This is a genomic window from Amycolatopsis coloradensis, assembly GCF_001953865.1.
GTDB classification, from domain to species: Bacteria; Actinomycetota; Actinomycetes; order Mycobacteriales; family Pseudonocardiaceae; genus Amycolatopsis; species Amycolatopsis coloradensis.
This window is the reverse complement of sequence record NZ_MQUQ01000002.1, coordinates 47,835-69,529: the sequence shown is the minus strand read 5'-3', so window position 1 is coordinate 69,529 and position 21,695 is coordinate 47,835. Positions and strand designations below refer to the sequence as shown.

The window sequence follows — 21,695 nt, the reverse complement described above, 5'->3', positions numbered from 1 at the left end:
GAGCGGCGGTGCGCCGCGGTCACGATGACCGCGGCGCACTGTCGTTTCGCTGGGGAGGCTCGCAGGGAGTCCTATGACGCCGTGATCGTCGGTGGCGGGCACAACGGCCTGGTCGCGGCGGTCTCCTTGTCGACACGGGCGAGAGCGGCCGGACGGCGGCGTCGTTCTCCGCGCTCACCGGGTCCACAAAGGACTTCGAGGCGTGGCAACGGTTCCACGCGATGACGTCCGGGTCGCGCGGCGGACGTTCCCCACGCTGACCGAACCATTGCGCTCGAAGGAGGAGCTGCGCCGGCGCCGGCGATTTCCGGCAGAACCTTCGCCTGCTGTACCACGTGATCGGCAAGGGGACCGGCGACTGGGACGTCCCGGTGGGCGGCATGGGCGCGGTGACCGGCGCGCTCGCGTCGGCCGCCAGGAACGCCGGGGCTCGCCTGGTGACCGGAGCCGAAGTGCTGTCCATCGACCCGGACGGTTCAGTGCGCTATCGGCTCGGTGACGACGAGCTCGCGGTGCGTGGCGGCCACGTGCTGGCCACCGTCGCGCCGCGTGTCTGAAGTCCGTGAAGGCCTCCTTGAGGAACTAGAGTTCCTCAAGGAGGCCTTCACGGACTTGCTGCTTACTGGACGGTGAGGGTGTACGTGGCGGTGGCGGTCTTGCCCGCCGAGTCCGTCGCGGTGACGGTCACCGGGTAGGTGCCGCGCTGGAACGGCGCGACCACCTGCATGGTCGAGCTACCGCCGCTCGAGATCGTCTTCGGGTTGAAGAACGGGGCGAACGGCAGGCCCTGTCCGGCCGCCGACAGGGTGATCGTGCCGGTCCCGCCGGTGGCGGAAACGGTGACGTTGCTGAAGAACCCGGGCTGGACGGTGCCGCTGCCGGGACTTACGCTCACCTGGAGGTTGCCGGGCTGCGGGCCGCCGTTGCCGACGGTCAGCGTCAGGTTCGTGGTCGCCGTGTCGGTGGTTCCCTTACCGGAAATCGTGACCACGTAGTCCTTTTTGGCCGTCCCGGCGGGAACCTCGACGGTCACCTTGGCCGACTCACCCGAGTTGATGGACGCGGGCTGGAACGTGGCCTTCGCGCCGTCCGGGAGTCCGGCCGCGCTCAGGTCGACCTTCTCCGCACCGTTCTTGCCCGGCTTGCTGGTCACCGTGGCCGAGACGTACTTGCCCGGCTCGACCTTGAGCGACGAAGGCGTCACACCGAGGGAGAACGTCTCCGGGTTCTGCGGCGCACCGATCTTCTCCTTGACCCAGTCGCCCATGTCGTTGTTGAGCCTGCCGTACACGCTGTACCACTTGAAGTCGCTGCGGCTCCACGACGCGACGCCGACGACCTTGCCGTCCACGATCAGCGGCCCGCCGCTGTCACCCGGCAGGATCGTGACGTGACCGTCGCTGTAGCCACTGCACACCATCGTGGCTTCCTTGAAGCCCGCGCCGACCCCGTTGCAGTTGCTGCCCTGCACGATCGGCAGGGTGAACTTGTGCAGTTCGACGTTCGCGGGACTGTCGTTGTGGCTCTTCTTGCCGTAGCCCAGCCCGAGCCCGGACTTGCCCGGCTTGTTCAGCTCCGTGTCGGCCGACGTCGCGACCTTCGCGTACTGGCCGCCCGGCACCGGGATGTCGGCGTCCGTGGTGACCACCGCGACGTCGTAACCCTGGTCGAAGTTGACGTACTTCGGGTGGATGTCATAGCTGACGACGCCGATCCGCGTCCCACCGCCCGCGTTGAGATCGTCCAGCCCGTAAAGGAAACTCTTCTCGCCGTCGGCCGCCTTGCAGTGCGCGGCGATCAAGATCTTGCGCGGCGCGACGACCGAGCCGGTGCAGGTCTGGCCCTGTGGTCGCGTCCCGCCTTGGCGCAGGCCGGCGATGATGAACGGGTGGTCCTTGACCGAGGCGGGGGTGCCGCCGATGGAGTTCGTGTGCGGTCCACCGGGGACGATCGCTTGATCCGTCGGCGTGACGGCGGTCAGGTTCGCGGCGGCCGCGGGCGACGGCAGGAGGACCGAGAGGCAGCCGAGGGTGGCGGTGGCGATCCCCAGTAGCCGTTGTCTTCTGTTCACGGTGGTTCCTTTCCAGGTGGCTGGAAATCACTTTCCGCATGTGCACCTGGCGGAACAACCGAGGAAGAAGCCCGTAGGGGTACGGAACTAATGCGGGCCGTCTCCGGTGAGTAATTCGAGACTGTGGTCGCCGGTGCGCTCGACGTCGAGACCGGCCTTCGACAGCACCCGCAGCAGCTGTTCCACAGTGGACGGTTCGCTCCGGGACTTCACCAGCTCTGAGGCCAGTCGTCCCTTGTACGCCTTGTTGAAGTGGCTCACCGTCGTCCGATTGCCCTTGGCGTCCTCGGTCACGACGCGTACGGTCACCGCGTCCGGACGGAGCTTCGCGAGCGCCGAGTAGGTACCGGAGCGCAGGTCGACGACGAGCCCCTCGATGCCTTGGAGCACCGGTTCCAGCGTCGGCTTCCACACGCTGCGGACGGTTCCGAGTGACGGCAGCGCGTTCCCGCCCGACAGCCGGTACGCGGGGATCGGGTCGGTCGCCGCGACGACACCGAACAGTGCCGAAGCGACGGCGAGGCGCTTCTCGGCCTTCGCCAGCGTCGCCTTGGTGAACGACTTGACGTCGAGCGCGTCGTAGAGCACCCCGGTGTAGCGGCGCAGCGCCGGCATCGTGGGCGAGGTCCACAGCTCGGCGTTGCGGGTGACCTCGTCGGCCTGCCGCGGCGTGATGCCGAGCGCGGCGACACTGGCCGGGACGTCGCCCGCCAGTTCGGCCAGCGCGTCGGCCAGCTTCGCCCTGGTCGGGTTCAGTTCCGGGAACGACAGGGCACCGAGGTCCAGCGGCGCGCCGGTGCCGCCGGCGGCCTTGGTTTCGGAAGGGGGGAGCAGCACGAGCACCACGGAAGCGTAACTAAATGGAGTGCGTCACCCCGAGGCGCGGGCTTAGCCTCGACCGCATGAGCCTGACCTGGCGCCCGCTGACCTTGGACGACATGCCGCGACTGGCCGAGACCTTCGCCGCGGCGGAGCGTGTCGAGCCGATCGAGGAGCACTACAGCGCGGAAGATCTCGCCGAAGAGATCAGCACGCCGACCGTCGACCTGCCGACGGCGTCCACCAGTGCCTGGGACGGCGACAAGCTCGTCGCCTACGGTCTGCTCCGGCGACGTGACGCGGCGGATCCGGTGCACATGATGAGGGTCGAGACGCTCGTTCACCCCGAGTACCGCGAAGACGCGATCGCCGCGCACCTCACCGGCTGGTTCGAGGAGGCGGGAAAGCGGCTCCACGCGAAGTCCCACCCGGACGTACCGCTGGAACTGCACGCCGCGGCCAACACCAAGCAGCGCTGGCTTTCCGAGGTCCTTGTCGACTCCGGATTCGAGCACGCCCGGTGGTTCGTCGACATGCGGGCCAGCCTCGACTCAATCCCGCCGGTCAAACCGCTGCCCGAAGAGTTCCCGCTCGTCACGTACGAGGACAAGTACGAGGCCTTCACCCTTCGGTCCCGCAACGAGACCTTCGCGGACCACTGGGGGAGCACGGAGCAATCTCCGCAGGCGTGGCGGCATCTGGTGGTCGGCGCGAAAGACTTCCAGCCGGACCTGTCGTTCCTGCTGCTGAGCCCGGAACGCGACCGAGTGGTCGCGATGGTGCTGAGCGCGTTCTTCGCCTCCGACGAGGCGGCCACGGGTGTGAAGGACCTGTATGTCAGTCACGTCGCGACGGACGCGGCCCTCCGCGGGCGCGGCATCGCGGGCGCGCTGCTCGGGCACACGATCATTCAAGCCGAGGCCAAGGGCTTCCAGCGGGCTTCGCTCAACGTCGACCAAGACAACAACCACCGCGCCCTCGGTGTCTACGAGCGGGTCGGCTTCAGCGAACATCAGCGCTGGGCCGGGTACGTGAAGCCCGTCCCGACCTGACCGGTTGTCACCTGAAAGGGTGGATTTCGGTACAGTCGATCTTCTCGGACAGATCGCTGGGGGTGGTAGGGCGTTGCCGGTTTCCGCACGCCTCGGCTGGCATGACCTGCCTTCGGCGACGCGTGACACCGTGGAGCGTGAGCTCGGGTCGGTCGTCCGCCGTTCGCTGTGGCAGACCCCGGAATTCGACGGCGGTGTCGCCGCGAGGCTCGAACTCGAACGCGGTCATCGCTGGGTCTTCCTGAAGGCGATCCCCGCGCACAGTCCGCGAGCGGGCGGCTACCGGACGGAGGCCGCCATCGCCCGGCGGCTGCCCCCGGAGGCGCCGACGCCGAAGCTGCTGTCCTTTGTGGACGGCGAATGGCTGGTGCTCGCGTTCGCCGACTTCGACGGCACCAGACCGAACCTGCGCCCCGGGTCGCCGGACCTTTCCGCGGTCCTGGCCACTTTCGGCGCACTGGGGCGCACGCTCACACCGTGCCCGCTGCCCGACGTCCCGGACGCGCTCGACGATCTCGGCCCGCTCCTGCGCGGCTGGCACGAACTGGCGAAGGAGCCACCGGACGACCTCGACGGCTGGGCCGTCCGCAACCTCGACAGGCTCGTCCAGCTGGAGACGTCCTGGTATCCCTGGTCGGCCGGGGACACGTTGCTGCACAACGACATCCAGCCCGAGTACCTGGTGAGGACCGGGCCAGGCCGGGTGCTCGTCACCAACTGGCGCTACCCGGCACGAGGCGCGGGCTGGCTCGATCTGGTCGCGCTCGTCCCGTATCTGCTCGACGCCGGGCACGAGCCCGCCGACGTCGACCGCCTGCTGCGGCGGCGCCCCGTGCTCACCGGCGTCCCGGTCTGGGCGGTCACCGCGTTCGGCGTCGCCTTGGCAGGCCACGCCGAACGAGCGTGCCGACTACCGGAGCCACCGGCGACGACCGGGGTTCGCGCCGCGCAGCGCCGTCTCGCCTCGGCCATGCGCGAGTGGCTCGCCTACCGCACGCACTGGCACTGACAGCGACTAGAGGACGAAACGCGAGTCAGCCGACCACGTTCAGCGGCTCTTCCCCGGCCGCGTACCGGCGCAGCTGTTCGGCCACCAGTCGCTTCGCGCGCGGGTAGAACGACGCGGACCCGCCCGCGATGTGCGGCGTGACGACCACCCCCGGTGCCGTCCACAGTGGATGGTCCGAAGGCAGCGGCTCGGGATCAACGACGTCCAATGCCGCGCGCAGCCGTCCGGCGACGGTCTCGGCCGTGAGCGCCGCGGTGTCGATCGCCGAGCCTCGCCCGACGTTCACCACCAGGGCGCCGTCCGGCAGCGCGGCGAGTTCCGCGACGCCGATCAGGCCCGTGGTCGCGGGCGTCTCGGGCAGGATCAGGACCACGATGTCGGCGGACGGCAGCAGCGCCGCCAGCTCGCCGACGCCGTGTACCCGCTGCGCGGGACGGGCCGTGCTCGCCACCCTGGTCACGACGGCTTCGGCCGCGACCAGTTGCCGCTCGATGGCCTGGCCGATCGAGCCGTGACCGACCAGCAGGACACGGCTGTCGGCCAGCGAGCGCGTGTGCTCGCGCTCCCACGAACCGATCGCCTGCTGCGCGAACCAGCGCGGAAGATCCCGCTGCGAAGCGTGGATCAGCGCCAGCGCGTGCTCGGCCACGCTGAGATCGTGCAGGCCACGGCCGTTGGCCAGCTTCACCCCCGCCGGCACCAGCGGGATCAGCTTCTCCACCCCGGCCGAAAGCGACTGCACGAGCTTCAGCGACGGAAGCCGGTCGAGCAGCTTCACCGGCTCCATACCGGTGTCGTACGGCAGCACATAGACCTCGACATCATCGAGGTCGCCGTCCGGAAGCGGGCCGGTGCCGTCGTACAACCGCGCGGTCAGGCCCTCCGGCAGCTCGAGGCCGGACCAGGGCAGGATGGCTCGCTCCGTCATACCGCCATTCTGACCATCGCGACCGGTGTCAGCCCTCGTGGGTCGCGACGCAGAACTCGTTGCCGACGGGATCGGCCAGCACCGTCCAGGCGAAGCCCGGCATCTCGTGCCTGTCCAGCTTCTTCGCACCCAGTCCGATCAAACGTTCCACCTCCTTCTCCATGTCGTCGGTACCGAAGTCCAGGTGGACCCGGTTCTTGCCCGCGCGCTGCTCCGGCACGCGCTGGAACCCGAGTACGGGTCCGTTTTCCGTCTTGGGGTGCAGGATCAGAACCTCGCCGCCGTGGTCCTGGTCCACCTCCACCCCGAGTGCCTTCGTCCAGAACTCCGCGAGCCCTCGCGGATCCGCGCAGTCGATCGTGATCATGCCCAGCTCGATGCCCATACCGGCAAGCTAGCGGAGCCCACCGACAAAACCGGCCACCCGCGATAACCGGTTGAAGACCCCCTGGGCGGGTTGACTACGCTGCGCAGACCGTCTAAGCGCGTCATCGCAGCGAGGAGCCCAGAAGTGATCACCAGGATGTCGTCGTTGTTCCTTCGCACTCTGCGTGAGGATCCGGCGGACGCCGAGGTACCGAGCCACCGGCTCCTGGTACGCGCCGGCTACGTCCGCCGGGTCGCCCCGGGCGGCTACTCCTGGCTGCCGCTGGGCCTGCGGGTGCTGCGCCGGATCGAGAACGTCGTGCGCGAAGAGATGAACGCGTTCGGCGCGCAGGAGATCCAGTTCCCCGCGCTGCTGCCGAGGGAGCCTTACGAGGCCACCGGCCGCTGGACCGAGTACGGCGACGCCCTGTTCCGCCTCAAGGACCGCAAGGGCGCCGACTACCTCCTCGGCCCGACGCACGAAGAGTTGTTCGCGCTCACCGTGAAGGGTGAATACAACTCGTACAAGGACTACCCGGTCGTCCTGTACCAAATCCAGACCAAGTACCGCGACGAGGCACGTCCCCGCGCGGGCATCCTGCGCGGCCGCGAGTTCGTCATGAAGGACTCCTACTCCTTCGACCTCGACGACGAGGGCCTGGCGAAGTCGTACGAGCTGCACCGTCAGGCCTACACCAGCCTGTTCGACCGCCTCGGCATCGAGTACGTCGTCGTCAAGGCCACCTCCGGTGCGATGGGCGGCTCGGCTTCCGAAGAGTTCCTCGCCGTGGCCGAGACGGGTGAGGACACCTACGTTCGCAGCACCGAATCGGGTTACGCGGCCAACGTCGAAGCGGTCACCACGCCCGCTCCCGAGGCCAAGCCGATCGAGGGCCTGCCCGAAGCGAAGACCCACCACACGCCGAACACGCCGACCATCGAGTCACTGGTCACGTTCTTGAACGACGCGGGCCTCGGCCGCACCTTCACCGCCGCGGACACGCTCAAGAACGTCCTGGTCAAGACCCGCCGGCCGGGTGCGAAGGAGTGGGAGCTGCTGGCCATCGGCCTCCCCGGCGACCGCGAGGTCGACATGAAGCGGCTCGAAGTCTCGCTCGAGCCCGCGGAATTCGAGCTGCTCGAAGAGGCCGACTTCGCGAAGAACCCCTTCCTCGTCAAGGGCTACATCGGCCCGAAGGCGCTGAAGGACAACGGCGTCCGCTACCTGCTCGACCCGCGCGTCGTCGACGGCACCGCCTGGGTGACCGGCGCCGACGAGCGCGACCACCACGTGGTCGACCTGGTCGCGGGCCGCGACTTCACCGGTGACGGCACGATCGAGGCCGCCGAGGTCCGCGAAGGCGACACTTCGCCCGACGGCAAGGGCACCCTCGTCGCCGCGCGCGGTATCGAGATCGGGCACATCTTCCAGCTGGGCCGTAAGTACGCGGACGCGTTCGAGCTGGACGCGCTGGGCCCGGACTCCAAGCCCATCCGCATCACCATGGGTTCCTACGGTGTCGGCGTCTCGCGGCTGGTCGGCGTGCTCGCCGAGCAGAACCACGACGACCTCGGCATCATCTGGCCGCGCGAGGTCGCGCCGTTCGACGTGCACGTGGTCATCGCGGGCAAGGACGAGGCGGTCGCCACGGGTGCGGAGAAGCTCGCCGCCGAGCTGGACGCCGCCGGGATCGAGGTCGTCCTCGACGACCGCAAGGCCTCGCCCGGTGTGAAGTTCGCGGACGCCGAACTTGTCGGTGTGCCGACGATCCTGGTGGTCGGGCGCGGACTGGCGAACGGCGTCGTCGAGGTCAAGGACCGCCGCACCGGTGACCGCGAAGAGATCGCCGTCGACGCGGTCGTGGAGCACCTGGTCAAACTCGTCCGCTCGTAATGGGCCTGTTCGGCAAGAAACGCGGGGATTCCCCGGGCTACGAGGACAACGCGGCGCTGGACGGATTCGGGGGCTACCAGCCCTCGGATTCGCCCGGCTCCCCGCCGGCTCCCGAACCCGCCCCGGCCGCCGAACCGACATCGGAGCCGCAACAGCCGGCGAAGCAGCCGATGTCGCGAAGCGGGCGCAGGGCCATGTACGGCTTCTTCGCCACGCTCGGCGTCATCGCGATCGCCACGCTGGCGAACACCAGTGACAACTCGTCGGAGAGCAGCGCTCCGACGAGCCGGAAGCCGAGCGTCTACACGCCGTCACCGCAGGTCGTGAGCCCGCCGTCCATCGAAGGCTGGCAATCGGTCACCGGAGGGGACGGCACGTACGCCTACGACGTCCCGCCCGGCTGGACGCCGAAACCCGGCACCGTGCACGGCTGGGAGAAATCCGCCGCCGTACCCGGCAGCACCATGACAACCAGCGCGTTCTTCGGCGACGGCTTCTGCCCGCAGGAACGGACCAGCAGGCTGGCCGGCAGCGGTGTGCGGAGCGAGAAGACCGCGGACCCCGCCGCGGCCGCGCTGAAAGCCGCGTCCGACCTCGCCCTGAGTGCCTACAGCCCGGACGAAGGCCCGCTCGCGACGTTCACCGTCTCGCCTGCCCAGAAGACGGAGATCCCTCTCGCCAACGGCGAGAAGGTCTCCGCGAGCATCGTGCTTCTCGACGTCGTTCCGGTGCGGAGCAACGCCTGCGTCTCCCAACGCGCGGTGGTCGGCGCGCTCGCCGTCGCGTCGGGGGACAAGTCGCTCACCATGCTGGCCTATTCGGATCAGGACCGTCCGGGGACCGCGGACCGCGAACAGATCCTGAAGATCCTCAAGACCTACCGGGGCGTCCCGGCGGCCGACCGCAAGACCATCACGCCGCCGCCTTCGACATCGCGCTGATCTTTCCCGGGCTGAGGCTTCTTGCCGGACCTGGCGAGTTTGGCCAGCCGCAGCAGCCCGGTGTTCGGCAGGTAGGCCCGGCCGAGCGCGATCCCGATCCGCGGCAGATCCGCCTCGTCGCGGAACGCCAGGTACAGCGGGACGTGCTTCGGCTGGAACTTCGCCTTGAACGCGTGCAGCGAACGGAATCCGTAGAACGGCTCCATCATCGTGCCGAGCGCGTCCAAGACACGTTCGACGGCGTGCGCGGGTTCGGCCGAGCCCGCCAGCGGAGCGCCGGACAGCGACACGAACTTCGCGCCCTCCTCGCGGAAGGCGAGGCACGACGACGCGATCAGGAACTCCATCGAGGGACGGAAACCGTCGGCGCGCTTGCGCATGACGTCGAGCGTCCAGCCGCCGATGGCTCCGGCACCGGTGTAGACCGGCAGCCACGACGTCACACCGTGCACCACCCCGTCGGCGTCCACCGCGAGACCCACGCGGGTCTCCGGATCCATCGCCTCGTCGACCCCGCCGAGGGTGAAGCCCATTTCCGGCATGCCCTTGTCGCTGATCCACTCCTCGGAGATCGCGCGGACCTGCGAGATGACCGAACGAGGCTGATCGGCGAGCCGGACCAGCCGGAACTCGATACCGTCCTTCTTGGCGCGGTTGAGCGCGGTCCGCACGTCCTGCCAGCGCTTGCCGCGGAACTCCAGCGTTTCCAGTTCGATCAGGGTGTCTTCGGCGACCTGGACCTGCTTCCAGCCGAGTTCCGTGGTCTTGGCGGTGGTGCTCCCGGTGGCGGAGAACAGGCACGGCACGAGACCGGTGTTCTCACACATCGCGATGAACTCGGCGATCGTCCGGTCACCGGCGCCGTCCGGGGCGATCGGGTCGCCGAGGGCGATGGCGACACCGGCGTGCCGTCGGTAGGCGAGGTAGGACTTGCCGTCCGCGGCGACGAAGTACGAGTTCTGCGGCCACGTCGTCATCCACGAGAGCGTGCTTCCGCCGTGACGGCTGAGCAGCGTGCGGGCCAGCGCGGGGTTGCCCATCCGGCCGAGACGGCGGCGCTTCCGCCGCGACGGCACCCGGAAGGCGCCCCGCGAAGAGATCAGGAGCGCGAACTCGACCGTCCACAGGAGATTGTCCACGAAGAACAGCGGCGGATCCGAAAGCCCGGTGTCCTCGCCGAGGATCTCGGCCAGTGCGAGCACCCCGCCGTAGGCCATCACCTGGAGGATGACGAACGAGGTCAGGATCATCGCGCACCACCAGGCGACCTGGCTGCCCTTGCGCAGGCCGTTCATGATCGGCAGCACGATCAGGCACAGGAGGACGACTTCCCAGGTGGACAGCGAAAGTTCCTCGGACGAACCGAAGGGACCGTTGCCCGGCACGAAGGACATCACCAGTTCGGCGACCGTCAGCACCAGCAGGCCTGCCATGGCGTAGAACCGCCACTCGCGCAGACTCGGCCGCCGTTCGCGGGCGGAGTCCGTCGAACCGAGGAACCGGCGCCCGAACGGCAGGGCCAAGGCGAGTGCGAAGAAATGCACGAGATCGGCGAGTGTGCCGACGAAGATGATCGCGATCCCGGCGTAGACGCACAGTCCGGCGCGCAACCGCAGGCGCCACGGCGGGCGCAGGGTGGCGCTGGCGACCGCGACCGCGGCGAGCGCGCCCCCGGAGAACCCGACGTCGAGATTGCCGCCGACGCGTTCCGCCCATTCCCAGCCGGAGTTGCGGCTCAGCGCGAGGAACTGGACCGCGACCAGCACGCTGACGAACTGCCCGCCGATCGCGACGGTCATCGCGCGGCGCGTACCGAGCCGCCATTCGGCGAATCCGGCGAACAACGCGAAGCTGAGCACCATCGGCAGGTAGCACAGCGGGACGACCGCGAACAGCGGTCCGGTCAGCAAGGTCCACCACCGGCCTGATTCGAGCGACGGCAGCCCATAGGCGATGTACGGGTACACCGCGCGATCCTCGGCGGCCGACCAGAGCGCGCCCGTGGCCAAGGCGAGCGCGAGCATGGTGACCGTGACGAGGGTCGTGAAAGGCAGCCGGTGCCTCAGCACCGTGGCGATCTTGTGTGTCCGGCCCGGCGCGGCCGTCCCGCTTCCCCCTGTTGGCATGGGAATCAAGGTAGGCGGCGGAGCCGGTCGGACACATCCGGCACGGGACCCATATTTCCCTTAGGGGAGTGCTACTCCCGACGGATGCTCTCACCCATCTTGAGGACGATGTCCCTGGCTACCGCACCGGGGATCTCCTGGTCCGCCAGTACCAAAAGGACGTGGTAGCGGCCGGAGCCGGGCAGGGCGCGCAAGGGGAGGGCGATCGCGGTGACCGCGACCGACGGCGCCGGGCATCGTCCGTTCGCGGTGGGAAGGACGGTGGTGGTCACGGCGGTGGCGATCATGGCGCCTTCGAGGACGGTCACCGGCCCGGACGTGCCGAGTTCGGTCTTCGGGCCTTGCCCGTCGCCGAGCGAGCCGTATGCGGCTTCGGCCCACCGCAGAGTCGTTTCCTCCGCGGCCTGGGCGATGCCGCCGACCTCGCCCTCGTCGATGGTGGTGATCCCCGCCATCGCCCGCGCCGAAAGTTCGGAGCCCGGGCAGAAGTCGCGGCGGAACCGGGCGACGCCCTGCAAGGTGACGAGTTCGCCTGCCGGTGTCTCGAATCCGATGGCGACGTCGGGTTCTTCGATCTTCCAGTCCGGCGGGACGTCGAAAACGAGCGGGTGATCGTCGGACAGCACCGTTTGCCAGCCCGCGATCACCGGTTTGATCCGGGTGGGCAGCACCGGATCGGGAAGGACGAGGTCCTCGGCGGACGGCGCCGGGACCGTGGCCTGGTAGGTGGCCGTCGTGCCGACCGCGAGGACGATGGCCAGCCCGACGACACCCAGCGCGGGCAGGAGGCGAGGGCGACGGCGCGGCGGGACCGCGTCCCGAACCGGCGGAAGCGGCCCTGTCCGTTCGGTTTCGGTTTTGGTTTCCAGCGGCTGCCCGGTGAGCGGATCGACGAACCACAGTCGCGGTTCGTCAGGGCGCCCACCGGGGCCGGTCATGGCCGCGGCCTCAAACTCGCGAGGATCTTTTGGGCGTCCGCCTCGGGCAACGCGTCGGGCGTGCCCTGGTCGAAGGCCATGACGAAGCAGATGGTCTGGTCGCCGGACTTGAACGCGGCCGAGGTGACCTTCACGCTCGGTGCCCGGCAGTCCTCGGTCTCGGCCGGGGTGAACGTCCCGGTCGAACTGACCCCCTGGATCGAGCCGCTCGCGATCGGGACCTGCGTGATCTCGGGCAGCGGGACGTCGGACCTGCCGGTCGCGGACTGGATCCAGAGCCGGACGGCGCCCCTGGCGGCGTTCTCGACCGGAATCTGGTCCGCGGTGGCGAAGCCGACGACACCGCGGTTCGAGCCACGGGCATCCGGGCAGGCGCCGAGTTTGTACGTCGACGCCTCGTGGATGACCATCTTGAACTCGCCCTCGTTGTAGCCGACGATCTGACCCGGCTTGGTCTCCCAGCCGGTCGCGGGCAGGTCGTAGGCCGCTTTGTCCTTGGTTGACAGGATCCCCTGCCAGCCGGGCGTCGTCGAGGGGACTTTGTTGTCCTTGGGGGCTCCACTGCTCGTGGACGGCGGTTTCGCCGCCGAAGACGACGGCGGCGCCGGTTCGGCGGAAGCGGGCGGGGCGGCCTGAGGTCGCGGATCGTCGCCTTCACGCAGGACGAAGAAAAGCGTGGCACCGACGGCGATGACCACGACGAGCGCCCCGAGGCCGATCCAAAGGCCCTTCTTGCCCTTGTTCGGCGGTTCGGGCGCGAAACCCTGGTAGGTCTGCTGGAAGTACTGCTGCTGGGGGTCCTGCGGGTACTGGCCATACCGGGGCGGATTCTGCGGCGGATACTCCTGCTGCGGGGGTTGCTGCCGATAGGGCTGCTGCGGTTGCTCCGGCCAGCCGTTGCCGCCTGGGTATGCCATGGAGCGAGCTTAGTTGGCGTCCCCGAGCACGGCCGCACGTACCGCCGCCAGGTCGGAGAGGTCGCCGAGCACGGTGTGGGCGCCCGCGTCGGCCAGTTCCTCCGCGCTGAACTGGCCGGTCGCCACGGCCACCGCGACGGCGCCGTTGTCGAGCGCGGCCCGCACGTCGTCCGGGGTGTCGCCGATGACGACGACCGACGTCGGCGCGAAATCGGTGCCGTGCTTCTCCGAAGCGTGGCCGACGGCGGCGGGCACCAGGTCGGGCCGGTGCGCCGAGAGCGAGCCGTAGCCGCCGATCTCGAAGTCGACGTGCTCGTGCAGGTCGAAAGCGGTCAGCTTGTGCACGGAGATTTCCGGCAGGTTTCCGGTGACCAGCGTCTGGACGATGCCGCCGTGCGTGGCGAAGTCGTTCAGCGCGTCTTTGGCGCCCGGGAGCGCCCGTCCGTTCGCGGACAACGTCGGGGCGTGGCTTTCGGAGACCGCGACCAGCGCGAGCCAGAGTTCGCGGACGTTCTCCTCGGTGGGCTCGACGCCGTGCGAGGACAGGATGTCCGCGCTGATGGCGCGTTCGGTGCGGCCGCCGAAACTCGGCAGTCGCCGCAGTTCGACGCCCGCGACTTCGGCGAGCGCGGCCGTGTACCAGGCGGCACCGACGCCCCGCAGGTCCACGAGGGTCTGGTCGATGTCCCACAGCACGAGCCGGTGCGGAGTAGTCACGTGATCGAAGGTAACGGGAAGCCTATTCAACGTCTGTTGACTTCTGCTGGGCGGACGCCTACCTTGGCAGCTAATTCAACAAGTGACGAATAAATGGAGGACGGTCATGACGACCCCGATCCATCGCCCCGCCGGGGCGTTCGCCTTACTCGCCGCGGCGGCCGGTGCGCTCGTTGCCGTCGTACTCGGCTTTCTCACCTTCGGCGCGCAGGCCACCGTCGCGCCCGACGGTCTCCCCGTCGCCGTGGCCGCGCCGCCGGGACCGCTCCAAGCGGCCGCGAACGGGATCGCGTCCCACGGCGGCGGCCAGGTCTCCTGGCGGGTGATCTCTCCCGAGGAAGGCCGGAAACTGTTGGCGGACAAGGAGGTCTACGGCGTCCTCGAACTACCGTCCACGGTCGTGGTCTCCGGCGCGGTGAACCCGTCCGGTACGCAGATCGCGCAGCAGGTGCTGACCGGTGTCGCGCAGACGCGGGGCGGGACGCCGAAGATCGAGACGCTGCACCCCGCCACCGCGGCGGGCCGGGTCGCGCCGCTCGCGTTGAGCGCCCTGGCCTGGGTCGGCTGCCTCGCCGCGGGTGCCGTGCTGATCCTGGCCGGGCGGCGGATCGGCAGGGAGGCTGGAGTCGCCGCACGTTTCACACAGATCGTTTCGGCAGGCGTGCTGGTCACCGGAGTCCTGGCCGGATTTCTGAAACTGTGGGACTCCTCGCTCCCACTCGGCTGGGACGTCCTCGGCTTCCTTTTTCTGGCCTCGACCGGATTCGCCGCGCTGCAAACCGGTCTGCTGCGGCTGCTCGGCGTCCGCGCGATGGCGATCCTCGGCCCGCTCTACCTCGTCGCGCCCGCCGTCGCCGGTCAGGTGCCGGAGCTGCTGAACCCCGCATACCGCGCGGTGTTGTGGTCTTGGACGCCGTTCCGGTTCTCCGCCGAAGGCCTCCGGAGCCTGCTGCACGGCGTGCCCGGCGCCCCGGACGTCACGACCGGGGTCTGGGTGCTCGCCGGACTGCTCGCGGCCGGGCTGCTGCTCGCGCTGTGGCCGGGCCGGTCAGCCCTCCAGGAGACTGAAACGGACACGGCGGACCGGGTTGTCCACGTTGGTGTCCACTAGGCAGACCGACTGCCAGGTGCCCAGCGTCATCACGCCGCCGAGTACCGGGATCGTCGCGTACGGGGGCAGCAGCGCGGGCAGGACGTGGTCACGGCCGTGACCGGGACTGCCGTGCCGGTGCTCCCAGCGGTCGTCGCGGGGGAGCAGGTAGTCGAGTGCTTTGAGCAGGTCTTCGTCGCTGCCCGCGCCGGTTTCGAGAATCGCCAGCCCGGACGTCGCGTGCGGGACGAAGACGTGCAGGATCCCGTCCTCGGCGTCCGCGTCGCGCAGGAAGGTCTCGGCGTCCTTGGTCAGGTCGTGCACCACGGCCACGCTGCCGGTGCGCACCTCGATCTCCGTGGAATACATGCTCTTCACGGTAGTACCCCGAAGCGCGCGACGTAGTGCCAGACACGTTTCAGGGCTTGCGGGTCGAGTACGACGGCTTCGACGTCCGTCTTCAGGTCGATCGGACCGTGAACGTGTGCCTCGATGTAGTCGTCGAGAAGATCCGTGTCATCCTGATCCGCCAGTGCGATCAATGCGGAAACCCGGGTGCCGTGGCCGAAATCCGCCGGCTGCAGCACACTGTCCGGGTAGCAGAAGGTGGTCCGCTCGACGGTGTGCGCCGCCATCCGGAAGTGAGCGGAGCCGAACCTCGGTGCTCCACCGACCGCGCGGCGCCGGAAGTCGAGTGCCCCGTATTTCGGCCGTTCGGCGGGTGACGCGTCGTCGTAGGCTCCGCCGAACATCCGGCTTTCCCACTGCCAGCGATCTCCGCCGGGGTACGCGGTCAGTCCGCCGTTGCTCGTTCCCGTTTCGAATTGGCTCCGGTAGAAGCCATCCTCGGCCATGACTGCCAGCAGCGGGCGTCCGTCCACTGTGGATCGATCAGGATGGAAGTGCAGGGTCACCGGCAGTCCGGTTTCGTGCCCGCCGCGCGCTTTCGCCGCGACGTACGCGAGGGCACGGGAATCCATCACCCCAGTATCAGGCGTGACGCCGGGCGAGGGCGACCAGATATCGGACCGGCTCGTCGGTCGGGTTGACGTAGGCGCACGGCTGCGGCGTGCCGAGCTGGAGGCAGTCGCCCGCGCCGAGTTCGTGCTCGACGTCGCCCTCGCGGAACCGCAGATGGCCGTCCAGTACCCAGATCTGGTGGTGCGTCAGCGCGTAGGTGTGGGCGGGGAAGGAAACCTCGGCGCCCGCGGGCAGCACGACCTCGACAAGTTCCAACGGCCCGCCGAGCGACGGGGAGACGGCGCGGCGCACGTACCCCGTGTCCGGGTCGGTCCACGTCGGCTGGTCGGCCACGCGCACGAGCCGCCGGTCACCGTGTTCGGCGCGCGCCACCAGCTCGGACAACGTCATCCCGAGGGCGGCCGAAAGCCTGCTGAGCAGGACGGCCGTCGGCTGCGCCTCGCCGCGTTCGATCTTGCCGATCATCGCCCTGGACACACCGGACAGCTCGGCGAGAGCGCTGGCCGAGAGGTTCTGGTCGAGTCTCGCGGACTGGAGCGTCGCGGCGAGCGACGCGGACAAGGGATCCGGCATGCTGTCCACTATAGTGGCAATCTTGGTTACTATGATTGCCATGGTGATCAGGGAAGCGACGGAAGACGACGCGGCGGCGTGCGTGGAGATCTACGCGCCGTACGTCACCGACACGGTGATCTCATTCGAGACCGAGCCGCCCAAACCGGACGAGATGGCCGAGCGCATCGCCAAGGCGCAGCGATCGCACGCGTGGCTCGTACTCGAAGACGACGAAGGCCGCGTCGCCGGCTACGCCTACGGAGGCCCCTTCAGCGGGCGTCCTTCCTATCGCTGGTCGTGCGAGGTCAGTATCTACGTGGAGCTGGGCCGACGGCGGACGGGCGGCGGTCGCGCGCTCTATCAGGCGCTGCTGGACAGGCTGGCGTCCCGCGGAATCCGGAACTTCTGCGCGGGAATGGTGCTGCCGAACGACGCGAGCGCCGGGCTGCACGCGGCGATGGGATTCGAGCCGGTGGGGACCTATCGGCGGATCGGGTACAAGCACGGGGCTTGGCGGGATGTCGCTTGGGTGCAGTTGTGCCTGCCCGAGGTGGATGAAGTTCCGGTGGAGCCACGGTAGGCCGGGTGTCGCTGGCGACGGCGCCTGGGCAGAAGGCGTAAGTGTTCACGGGCCGCGGACCCGACCGCGGTCGCCGAGGCACGTAAGCCCTTGGCTTTGGGGCTGGTGATCTTGGGTCGCACCGAACACCCGACGACGGAGAGACTCACGGTTGGCCCGGGAGCCGCAGCGAGCCGTGACGTACTCCTGGTCCCTCGATACCGTGTGGCCTTCTGGCCTGGTTGTAGGCGCACGTGTCGCCGACCAGAACCGAACGAGTGAACAGGAGCGGGTATGACCGACGATGTGGCAGGCCAAGTGATCAAGGCCGAACAGGATCGGATCCACTGTCTCCTCGACGTGGATCGCGGCACCTACGACCGCTTGCATGCCGCGGAGTACCGGTTGTGCAACCCGACCGGCACCGTGTGGACGAAGGCCGAATACCTGGATCTCCTCACCACCGGGCGAGTCGTCTACCGGGAACTGGCGCTGACCGGCGACGTGGACGCCATCGTCGNNCGGACATCCCGCGGCACGAGGCCTGGCACACCGACGTCTACACCGATGCCGACGGCACGTGGCGTTGTGCCTGGTCGCAAGCCACCGGCATCATGGACCTTCCGTCGGCCGCGCCCTGACCCAGCACGAGGTAGGCGCGGACCCGCCGGACTGGGTTGAGGAAAGGAAGCTTGCACAGGCCGGAGGCCCGACCGCGGCTGCCGCGTCGCTTGAAGTGCAGGAAGGGGGCCTTTCTGTGCAAGGCCTGGCTCCGGAGCTTCTACGTCATCAGGTGCATGGTGTTTCGCCTCGGGGCTCCGGTCGGGTCGAGGTAAGCCGGTGCGATGAATTCCGGGAGCCCGTCTTGGGCCATCCGGACCTTCCACTCGCTCTTGTGGATCAGCCGGTGATGCTTCGCGCACAGCAACACCAGGTTGTCGATCTTCGTTTCGCCGTGATGGCGCCAGAAAACTATGTGGTGAGCGGTGCATCGCTGAACGGGCATGTCACAGCCAGGGAACGCGCATCCGCCATCCCGGATCTTCAACGCGTGCTTCTGAGGCGTGGTAGTGGAACGGCTGGACCGCCCCACATCGAGGGGTTGCCCGGCGCCGTTGAGGACGATGGGGCGGATCCGGGCGTCGCAGGCCAGGATTCGGGCGTCGGTGGCGTTGATCGGCCCGACCAGATCCAGGTGCGCCTGGCCCAGGTCTCGCATGAGGTCCTCGTAGGACATGGTGATCAGGATCTGGGTGGACTCCCCGGCCTGGCCGGGCAGATCCGGGCTCGCGGTCTTCAGTCGCACATAGTCGGAGAAGGCATCGCCGTAGCGTTCGGCTTGGGTGCGGGAGTCCCGGACGCCGTCCACGGCCTTGTGCGGTTTGGCCAGAGGGTCCAGGTCCGACTTCAGCCGGGCGTAGGTTTCGAGGTCCAAAGTGCCGGTGATGCCGAGGGTGCCGTTGCGGTGCTTGACGAACCGTAACTCCGACTGGGCGTCCTTCGGATCCTCGTCGCGAGGTTCTTTCCCGTCGGGATCGAGTCTGTCGAGCAGGCGCCGCCCGGCGCGGGCGATCTCCGGAGGAGCGGCGTTGCGGGCTGTGTCGACCAGATAGGCTTCTCCGGCGCGGACGGCTTCGTCCGGTACGAAGGAGGGAATGCGGGAGAGGGTGCGGATGATCGCGTCGATCTGCCCGCCTCCGATCGCGCCCTCCGCGGCGGCCTCGGCCGTCAGGGGCGCCAGTGGCGGTTCCTTGTCTCCGCCGATGGACACGCCGGGATGCAGTGCCAGTGCGCGATCGGCGCGAGCGGAGGCTTCTTCCTTGGACACGTGGAAATCCTGAAGGATCAACCCCGCCAGCGTCGAATGGCCGGAGCATCCACGAATGCCGCGCGCATTCAATTCGGCGAAGATCGCGTACTGCTCCGCCTCCAATTGACGCTTCAGGACTTCGAGTTCCTGTTTGCGGGCGTGCAGCGTCGCGGTGTCGACACGCCACCACTCGGTGGGTGCCGATGCCTGGGATGTGTTTTCGCTGGCCACGACACCCAGGTTACGCCGATTCGAACAGGTGTGCTAGCCCGGTTAGCGTAGCGACAGCGGTCAGCTCGCTTCACCCGGAAGGGGTGGATGACCGCGAACCGGTTACCCAGGGACACTTCTCATCAAGAGTGAGGGCGGACTTTTCTTCCTGCCCAATTCTGTTTCCGCACGCCCCTAACTTTCCCATTCGATCTTTCCTTTATTCTCGTGAGATCGTGTCGATCTTGGGCTCAAGCTCGTTTCCACCAACCCATAGACTCCCCAACGTGACAGTGATCCTGGTGACCGGCATGTCCGGCACGGGCAAATCCACCGCCTGAACGCCCTGGCACGCAAGGGCTTCCGCAGCGTCGACACCGACACCGGCAACTGGATCGCCGAAGCCGAAGACGGGGAACGCCTTTGGGTTCCCGCCCGTATCGACGCCCTCATCGCCGAACACGAGCACACCGGAGAGCCGCTCTTCATCGCCGGAACCGTCCGGAACCAGCAGGACTTCTATTCGGGGTTCGACCACATCGTCCTGCTCAGCGCCCCGATCGACGTCCTCCTCGAACGCCTCGCGACCCGCGACACCAACCCCTTCGGCAAAACCCCGGAAGAACACGACCGCGTCATCGCGGACACCGAAGAGATCGAACCGCTGTTGCGCGAGTCCGCCACCGTCGTCATCGACACGAGACAACCCCTCGCCGATGTCGTCGCGAGACCGGAAACCTGCGCTAAGACTCCAGGTACCGCAGCACCGCCAGCACTCGCCGGTTGTCCCCTTCGGACTGAGGCAGCGCCAGCTTCCCGAAGATGCTCGACACGTACTTCTCCACCGAGCCCGCCGAAAGGAACAGCCCCGCCGCGATGGCCGAGTTCGATCGCCCCTCGGCCATCAGCCCCAGCACTTCTCGTTCCCGCGGGGTCAGCCCGGCGAGCGCGTCCGTTTTGCGTGTGGCGCTGAAGAGCTGGCTGACGACCTCCGGGTCGAGCACGGTCTCGCCCTCGGAGACCCGCCGCAGCGCGTCGAGGAAGTCCGACACCTCCGCGACGCGGTCCTTCAGCAGGTAGCCGACGCCGCCCGCGCGGTCGGCCAGGAGTTCCGTCGCGTACTGCGTTTCGACGTACTGTGAGAACAGCAGGATCGCGCAGCCCGGCAGTTCGGCGCGCAGCGCGATCGACGCGCGCAGGCCTTCGTCGGTGTGCGTCGGCGGCATCCGGATGTCCACAATGGACACGTCCGGGCGGTGGGTGCGGACCGCCGCGCACAGGCTGTCGCCGTCGGCGACGGCCGCGACGACCTCGTGTCCCCGAAGGTTCAGCAGTTCGACCAGTCCCGCTCGCAGGATGGCCGAATCCTCCGCGATCACGACGCGCACGCCGCCCCCCATGTTCTATTTCCGTAGTGGAATCTCCGCGCTGATCACCGTAGGCCCTCCTGGAGGGCTGTCGATGTCGAGCCCGCCGTCGACGGTCGCGAGCCGTTCGGCGATCCCGGCGAGCCCGCCCCCTCGTTCCAGCCGGGCCCCGCCTTCGCCGCCGTCCCGCACCACGAGCCGCAAGCCGTCGTCGACGATACCCACGTCGACCTCGATCGCGGACGAAGTGTGTTTGGCGGCATTCGTCAGCAGTTCGGCGACGGTGAAGTAGGCGATGGTCTCGATCGACGGCGACGGCCTGCTCGGCAGGTCCACGGTGACCCGCGCGTCGACACCCGAGTCGGCGGCCAAAGTGGACAGTGCGATGTCGAGGCCGGCGTCGAGCGCGGCGGGGTGGATGCCGCGGGCGAGGTCGCGCAGTTCGACGAGCGCCTGTTTCGCGTTGGCGTGCGCGGCGGTGACCAGGGCGTTGACCTGCTCGATGTCGCCCTCGCCGGTCAGCTCGTCCTTCGCGATGCCGAGCTTCATCGCCAGCGCGACCAGCTGGGCCTGCGCGCCGTCGTGCAGATCGCGTTCGATCCGCCGCAGCCGCCGCGTGGCGTCGTCGACGGCGGTCGCCCGGCTGCGTTCGAGATCACGCACGCGTTCGGAGAGGTCTTCGGCGCCGAGGATCCCGCGCACCAGCAGGCGGTCGAGTTCGGTCAGGCCATGGACCACCCACGGCATCGCCAGCAGCACGGCCAGCCCGGTGAGGGCGAGCGGCAGGGTGAGGGGCCAGGCGTCGACGTGGAGATCGAACGACGGCATGGCTTCACCGTCGAGGGTGAACCAGGACAGTGGATAGGTCAGCGCGTTCACGGCGTACGCGAACAGGGCCACGACCAGGAAGAACTCGAGCAATGACAGCGGCAGCCGGATCACCAGATAGCCGATCGACCGCCAGCCGATCGGATCGCCGATCTTGCTCTTGATCCCGTTCCACAGACCCGGCCGCGGCTCGGGCCTCGACGGCGACGTGACGGTCGTTCCGAGCAGGGCACGGGCCAGGCCGACATGCGCGGCGCCGATCAACCGAGCACCGGCCACGACCCCGATGAGCACCGGCAGGCCGACGGTCAGCATGCTCAGGCCGATCCCGAGGAACAGCCCGACGCCGACGAGCGCGAAGAACACCAGCGTCAGCGGCGCGCCGATGATCACCCACGCCAGCTCCGCCCAGTACGCGCGGTTCAGCTGTGCGCTGAGGACGCGTCCTGGAAAGGCGAGGTGGGTGGTCACGGCTTCAGCCTGCCGTGACCACCTGCCTCACGCCCATCCAGGTTTC

At 68.5% G+C, this 21,695-nt stretch carries 22 protein-coding genes and 1 pseudogene; 8 read left to right on the top strand and 15 right to left on the bottom strand.

Annotated elements, in window-relative coordinates; genetic code table 11:
• Positions 1–80: 80 nt before the first annotated feature.
• Positions 81–551, top strand: a pseudogene (locus BS329_RS41730) (FAD-dependent oxidoreductase); the annotation flags it as partial.
• Between the two features lie 68 nt (positions 552–619).
• Here BS329_RS41730 and BS329_RS02185 read toward each other — a convergent pair.
• A complete protein-coding gene (locus tag BS329_RS02185; RefSeq protein WP_076155237.1) occupies positions 620–2,071 on the bottom strand; it encodes a trypsin-like serine protease in 1,452 nt (483 codons plus the stop codon).
• Between the two features lie 87 nt (positions 2,072–2,158).
• Positions 2,159–2,914: a peroxide stress protein YaaA gene (yaaA, locus tag BS329_RS02180; protein ID WP_076155236.1), complete on the bottom strand. Its 756-nt coding sequence runs from the start codon at positions 2,912–2,914 to the stop codon at positions 2,159–2,161.
• A 59-nt stretch (positions 2,915–2,973) separates the two neighbouring features.
• Here yaaA and BS329_RS02175 point away from each other — a divergent pair, with 59 nt between their 5' ends.
• Both BS329_RS02175 and BS329_RS02170 read left to right on the top strand, forming a co-directional pair.
• Entirely contained in the window at positions 2,974–3,942 is a 969-nt protein-coding gene (locus BS329_RS02175; RefSeq protein ID WP_076155235.1) for a GNAT family N-acetyltransferase, read from the top strand.
• A 73-nt stretch (positions 3,943–4,015) separates the two neighbouring features.
• A complete protein-coding gene (locus tag BS329_RS02170; protein WP_076155234.1) occupies positions 4,016–4,951 on the top strand; it encodes an aminoglycoside phosphotransferase in 936 nt (311 codons plus the stop codon).
• A gap of 25 nt (positions 4,952–4,976) precedes the next feature.
• Here the strand turns inward: BS329_RS02170 and BS329_RS02165 are convergent, their stop codons facing one another.
• Together BS329_RS02165 and BS329_RS02160 are read right to left on the bottom strand one after the other, a co-directional pair.
• Positions 4,977–5,879 (bottom strand): 2-hydroxyacid dehydrogenase, encoded by a 903-nt coding sequence (locus BS329_RS02165; RefSeq protein ID WP_076155232.1) that lies wholly within the window; start codon positions 5,877–5,879, stop codon positions 4,977–4,979.
• Between the two features lie 28 nt (positions 5,880–5,907).
• Positions 5,908–6,264: a VOC family protein gene (locus BS329_RS02160; protein ID WP_076155230.1), complete on the bottom strand. Its 357-nt coding sequence runs from the start codon at positions 6,262–6,264 to the stop codon at positions 5,908–5,910.
• Positions 6,265–6,390: 126 nt separating this feature from the next.
• On the opposite strand from BS329_RS02160, the gene BS329_RS02155 reads away from it, so the two are divergent.
• Both BS329_RS02155 and BS329_RS02150 read left to right on the top strand, forming a co-directional pair.
• A complete protein-coding gene (locus BS329_RS02155) occupies positions 6,391–8,139 on the top strand; it encodes a proline--tRNA ligase (RefSeq protein WP_076155229.1) in 1,749 nt (582 codons plus the stop codon).
• Positions 8,139–9,080: a DUF8017 domain-containing protein gene (locus BS329_RS02150; RefSeq protein ID WP_076155227.1), complete on the top strand. Its 942-nt coding sequence runs from the start codon at positions 8,139–8,141 to the stop codon at positions 9,078–9,080. Before BS329_RS02155 ends, BS329_RS02150 begins: the two co-directional genes overlap by 1 nt.
• Here BS329_RS02150 and BS329_RS02145 read toward each other — a convergent pair.
• From BS329_RS02145 to BS329_RS02130, 4 genes are all read right to left on the bottom strand, one after another.
• Positions 9,017–11,206: a bifunctional lysylphosphatidylglycerol flippase/synthetase MprF gene (locus BS329_RS02145; protein WP_143252813.1), complete on the bottom strand. Its 2,190-nt coding sequence runs from the start codon at positions 11,204–11,206 to the stop codon at positions 9,017–9,019. The two genes, BS329_RS02150 and BS329_RS02145, sit on opposite strands and share 64 nt — an antisense overlap.
• 71 nt (positions 11,207–11,277) lie before the next feature.
• The gene (locus BS329_RS02140; RefSeq protein ID WP_076155224.1) at positions 11,278–12,144 is read right to left on the bottom strand and encodes a DUF8017 domain-containing protein; all 867 of its coding nucleotides are present in this window, start codon (positions 12,142–12,144) and stop codon (positions 11,278–11,280) included.
• Positions 12,141–13,061, bottom strand: coding sequence for a DUF8017 domain-containing protein (locus tag BS329_RS02135; RefSeq protein WP_076155222.1), 921 nt, complete (start codon positions 13,059–13,061; stop codon positions 12,141–12,143). Before BS329_RS02135 ends, BS329_RS02140 begins: the two co-directional genes overlap by 4 nt.
• A 9-nt stretch (positions 13,062–13,070) precedes the next feature.
• Positions 13,071–13,757 (bottom strand): HAD hydrolase-like protein, encoded by a 687-nt coding sequence (locus BS329_RS02130; RefSeq protein WP_084749326.1) that lies wholly within the window; start codon positions 13,755–13,757, stop codon positions 13,071–13,073.
• Positions 13,758–13,884: 127 nt separating this feature from the next.
• Between BS329_RS02130 and BS329_RS02125 the strand changes: the two genes are divergently transcribed.
• Positions 13,885–14,889, top strand: a complete 1,005-nt coding sequence (locus BS329_RS02125; RefSeq protein WP_076155218.1) for a YhgE/Pip domain-containing protein — start codon at positions 13,885–13,887, stop codon at positions 14,887–14,889.
• On the opposite strand, the gene BS329_RS02120 is transcribed toward BS329_RS02125, so the two are convergent.
• The 3 genes from BS329_RS02120 to BS329_RS02110 are packed head-to-tail and all read right to left on the bottom strand — an operon-like array spanning position 14,827 to position 16,422.
• A complete protein-coding gene (locus BS329_RS02120; protein WP_076155216.1) occupies positions 14,827–15,237 on the bottom strand; it encodes a secondary thiamine-phosphate synthase enzyme YjbQ in 411 nt (136 codons plus the stop codon). The genes BS329_RS02125 and BS329_RS02120 overlap by 63 nt on opposite strands.
• Positions 15,238–15,242: 5 nt before the next feature.
• Positions 15,243–15,848, bottom strand: a complete 606-nt coding sequence (locus tag BS329_RS02115) for a DUF3626 domain-containing protein (RefSeq protein ID WP_208619136.1) — start codon at positions 15,846–15,848, stop codon at positions 15,243–15,245.
• A gap of 10 nt (positions 15,849–15,858) precedes the next feature.
• Positions 15,859–16,422 carry a helix-turn-helix domain-containing protein gene (locus BS329_RS02110; RefSeq protein WP_076155215.1) on the bottom strand — a complete coding sequence of 188 codons (564 nt, stop codon included), beginning with the start codon at positions 16,420–16,422 and terminating at the stop codon, positions 15,859–15,861.
• A gap of 31 nt (positions 16,423–16,453) precedes the next feature.
• Here BS329_RS02110 and BS329_RS02105 point away from each other — a divergent pair, with 31 nt between their 5' ends.
• Entirely contained in the window at positions 16,454–16,984 is a 531-nt protein-coding gene (locus BS329_RS02105; protein WP_076155213.1) for a GNAT family N-acetyltransferase, read from the top strand.
• 273 nt (positions 16,985–17,257) lie between these two features.
• Positions 17,258–17,644 (top strand): nuclear transport factor 2 family protein, encoded by a 387-nt coding sequence (locus tag BS329_RS45350; RefSeq protein ID WP_341866308.1) that lies wholly within the window; start codon positions 17,258–17,260, stop codon positions 17,642–17,644.
• A 100-nt stretch (positions 17,645–17,744) separates the two neighbouring features.
• On the opposite strand, the gene BS329_RS02095 is transcribed toward BS329_RS45350, so the two are convergent.
• From BS329_RS02095 to BS329_RS02080, 4 genes are all read right to left on the bottom strand, one after another.
• Entirely contained in the window at positions 17,745–19,004 is a 1,260-nt protein-coding gene (locus tag BS329_RS02095) for an HNH endonuclease signature motif containing protein (protein WP_076155211.1), read from the bottom strand.
• A 199-nt stretch (positions 19,005–19,203) separates the two neighbouring features.
• Positions 19,204–19,689, bottom strand: a complete 486-nt coding sequence (locus BS329_RS44330) for a hypothetical protein (RefSeq protein ID WP_076155210.1) — start codon at positions 19,687–19,689, stop codon at positions 19,204–19,206.
• A 37-nt stretch (positions 19,690–19,726) separates the two neighbouring features.
• On the bottom strand, positions 19,727–20,371 hold the full coding sequence (locus BS329_RS02085; RefSeq protein WP_076155615.1) for a response regulator transcription factor: 645 nt from the start codon (positions 20,369–20,371) through the stop codon (positions 19,727–19,729).
• A gap of 15 nt (positions 20,372–20,386) precedes the next feature.
• Entirely contained in the window at positions 20,387–21,649 is a 1,263-nt protein-coding gene (locus BS329_RS02080; RefSeq protein WP_076155208.1) for a sensor histidine kinase, read from the bottom strand.
• Positions 21,650–21,695: the final 46 nt, after the last annotated feature.

Excerpts from the sequence above, each read along its gene's own strand:
- BS329_RS02175 (WP_076155235.1), top strand. The coding sequence starts at position 2,974 with ATGAGCCTGACCTGGCGCCCGCTGACCTTGGACGACATGCCGCGACTG.
- BS329_RS02165 (WP_076155232.1), bottom strand. The coding sequence starts at position 5,879 with ATGACGGAGCGAGCCATCCTGCCCTGGTCCGGCCTCGAGCTGCCGGAG.
- BS329_RS02160 (WP_076155230.1), bottom strand. The coding sequence starts at position 6,264 with ATGGGCATCGAGCTGGGCATGATCACGATCGACTGCGCGGATCCGCGA.
- BS329_RS02150 (WP_076155227.1), top strand. The coding sequence starts at position 8,139 with ATGGGCCTGTTCGGCAAGAAACGCGGGGATTCCCCGGGCTACGAGGAC.
- BS329_RS02145 (WP_143252813.1), bottom strand. The coding sequence starts at position 11,206 with ATGCCAACAGGGGGAAGCGGGACGGCCGCGCCGGGCCGGACACACAAG.
- BS329_RS02140 (WP_076155224.1), bottom strand. The coding sequence starts at position 12,144 with ATGACCGGCCCCGGTGGGCGCCCTGACGAACCGCGACTGTGGTTCGTC.
- BS329_RS02135 (WP_076155222.1), bottom strand. The coding sequence starts at position 13,061 with ATGGCATACCCAGGCGGCAACGGCTGGCCGGAGCAACCGCAGCAGCCC.
- BS329_RS02125 (WP_076155218.1), top strand. The coding sequence starts at position 13,885 with ATGACGACCCCGATCCATCGCCCCGCCGGGGCGTTCGCCTTACTCGCC.
- BS329_RS02120 (WP_076155216.1), bottom strand. The coding sequence starts at position 15,237 with ATGTATTCCACGGAGATCGAGGTGCGCACCGGCAGCGTGGCCGTGGTG.
- BS329_RS02115 (WP_208619136.1), bottom strand. The coding sequence starts at position 15,848 with ATGGATTCCCGTGCCCTCGCGTACGTCGCGGCGAAAGCGCGCGGCGGG.
- BS329_RS02110 (WP_076155215.1), bottom strand. The coding sequence starts at position 16,422 with ATGCCGGATCCCTTGTCCGCGTCGCTCGCCGCGACGCTCCAGTCCGCG.
- BS329_RS02105 (WP_076155213.1), top strand. The coding sequence starts at position 16,454 with ATGATTGCCATGGTGATCAGGGAAGCGACGGAAGACGACGCGGCGGCG.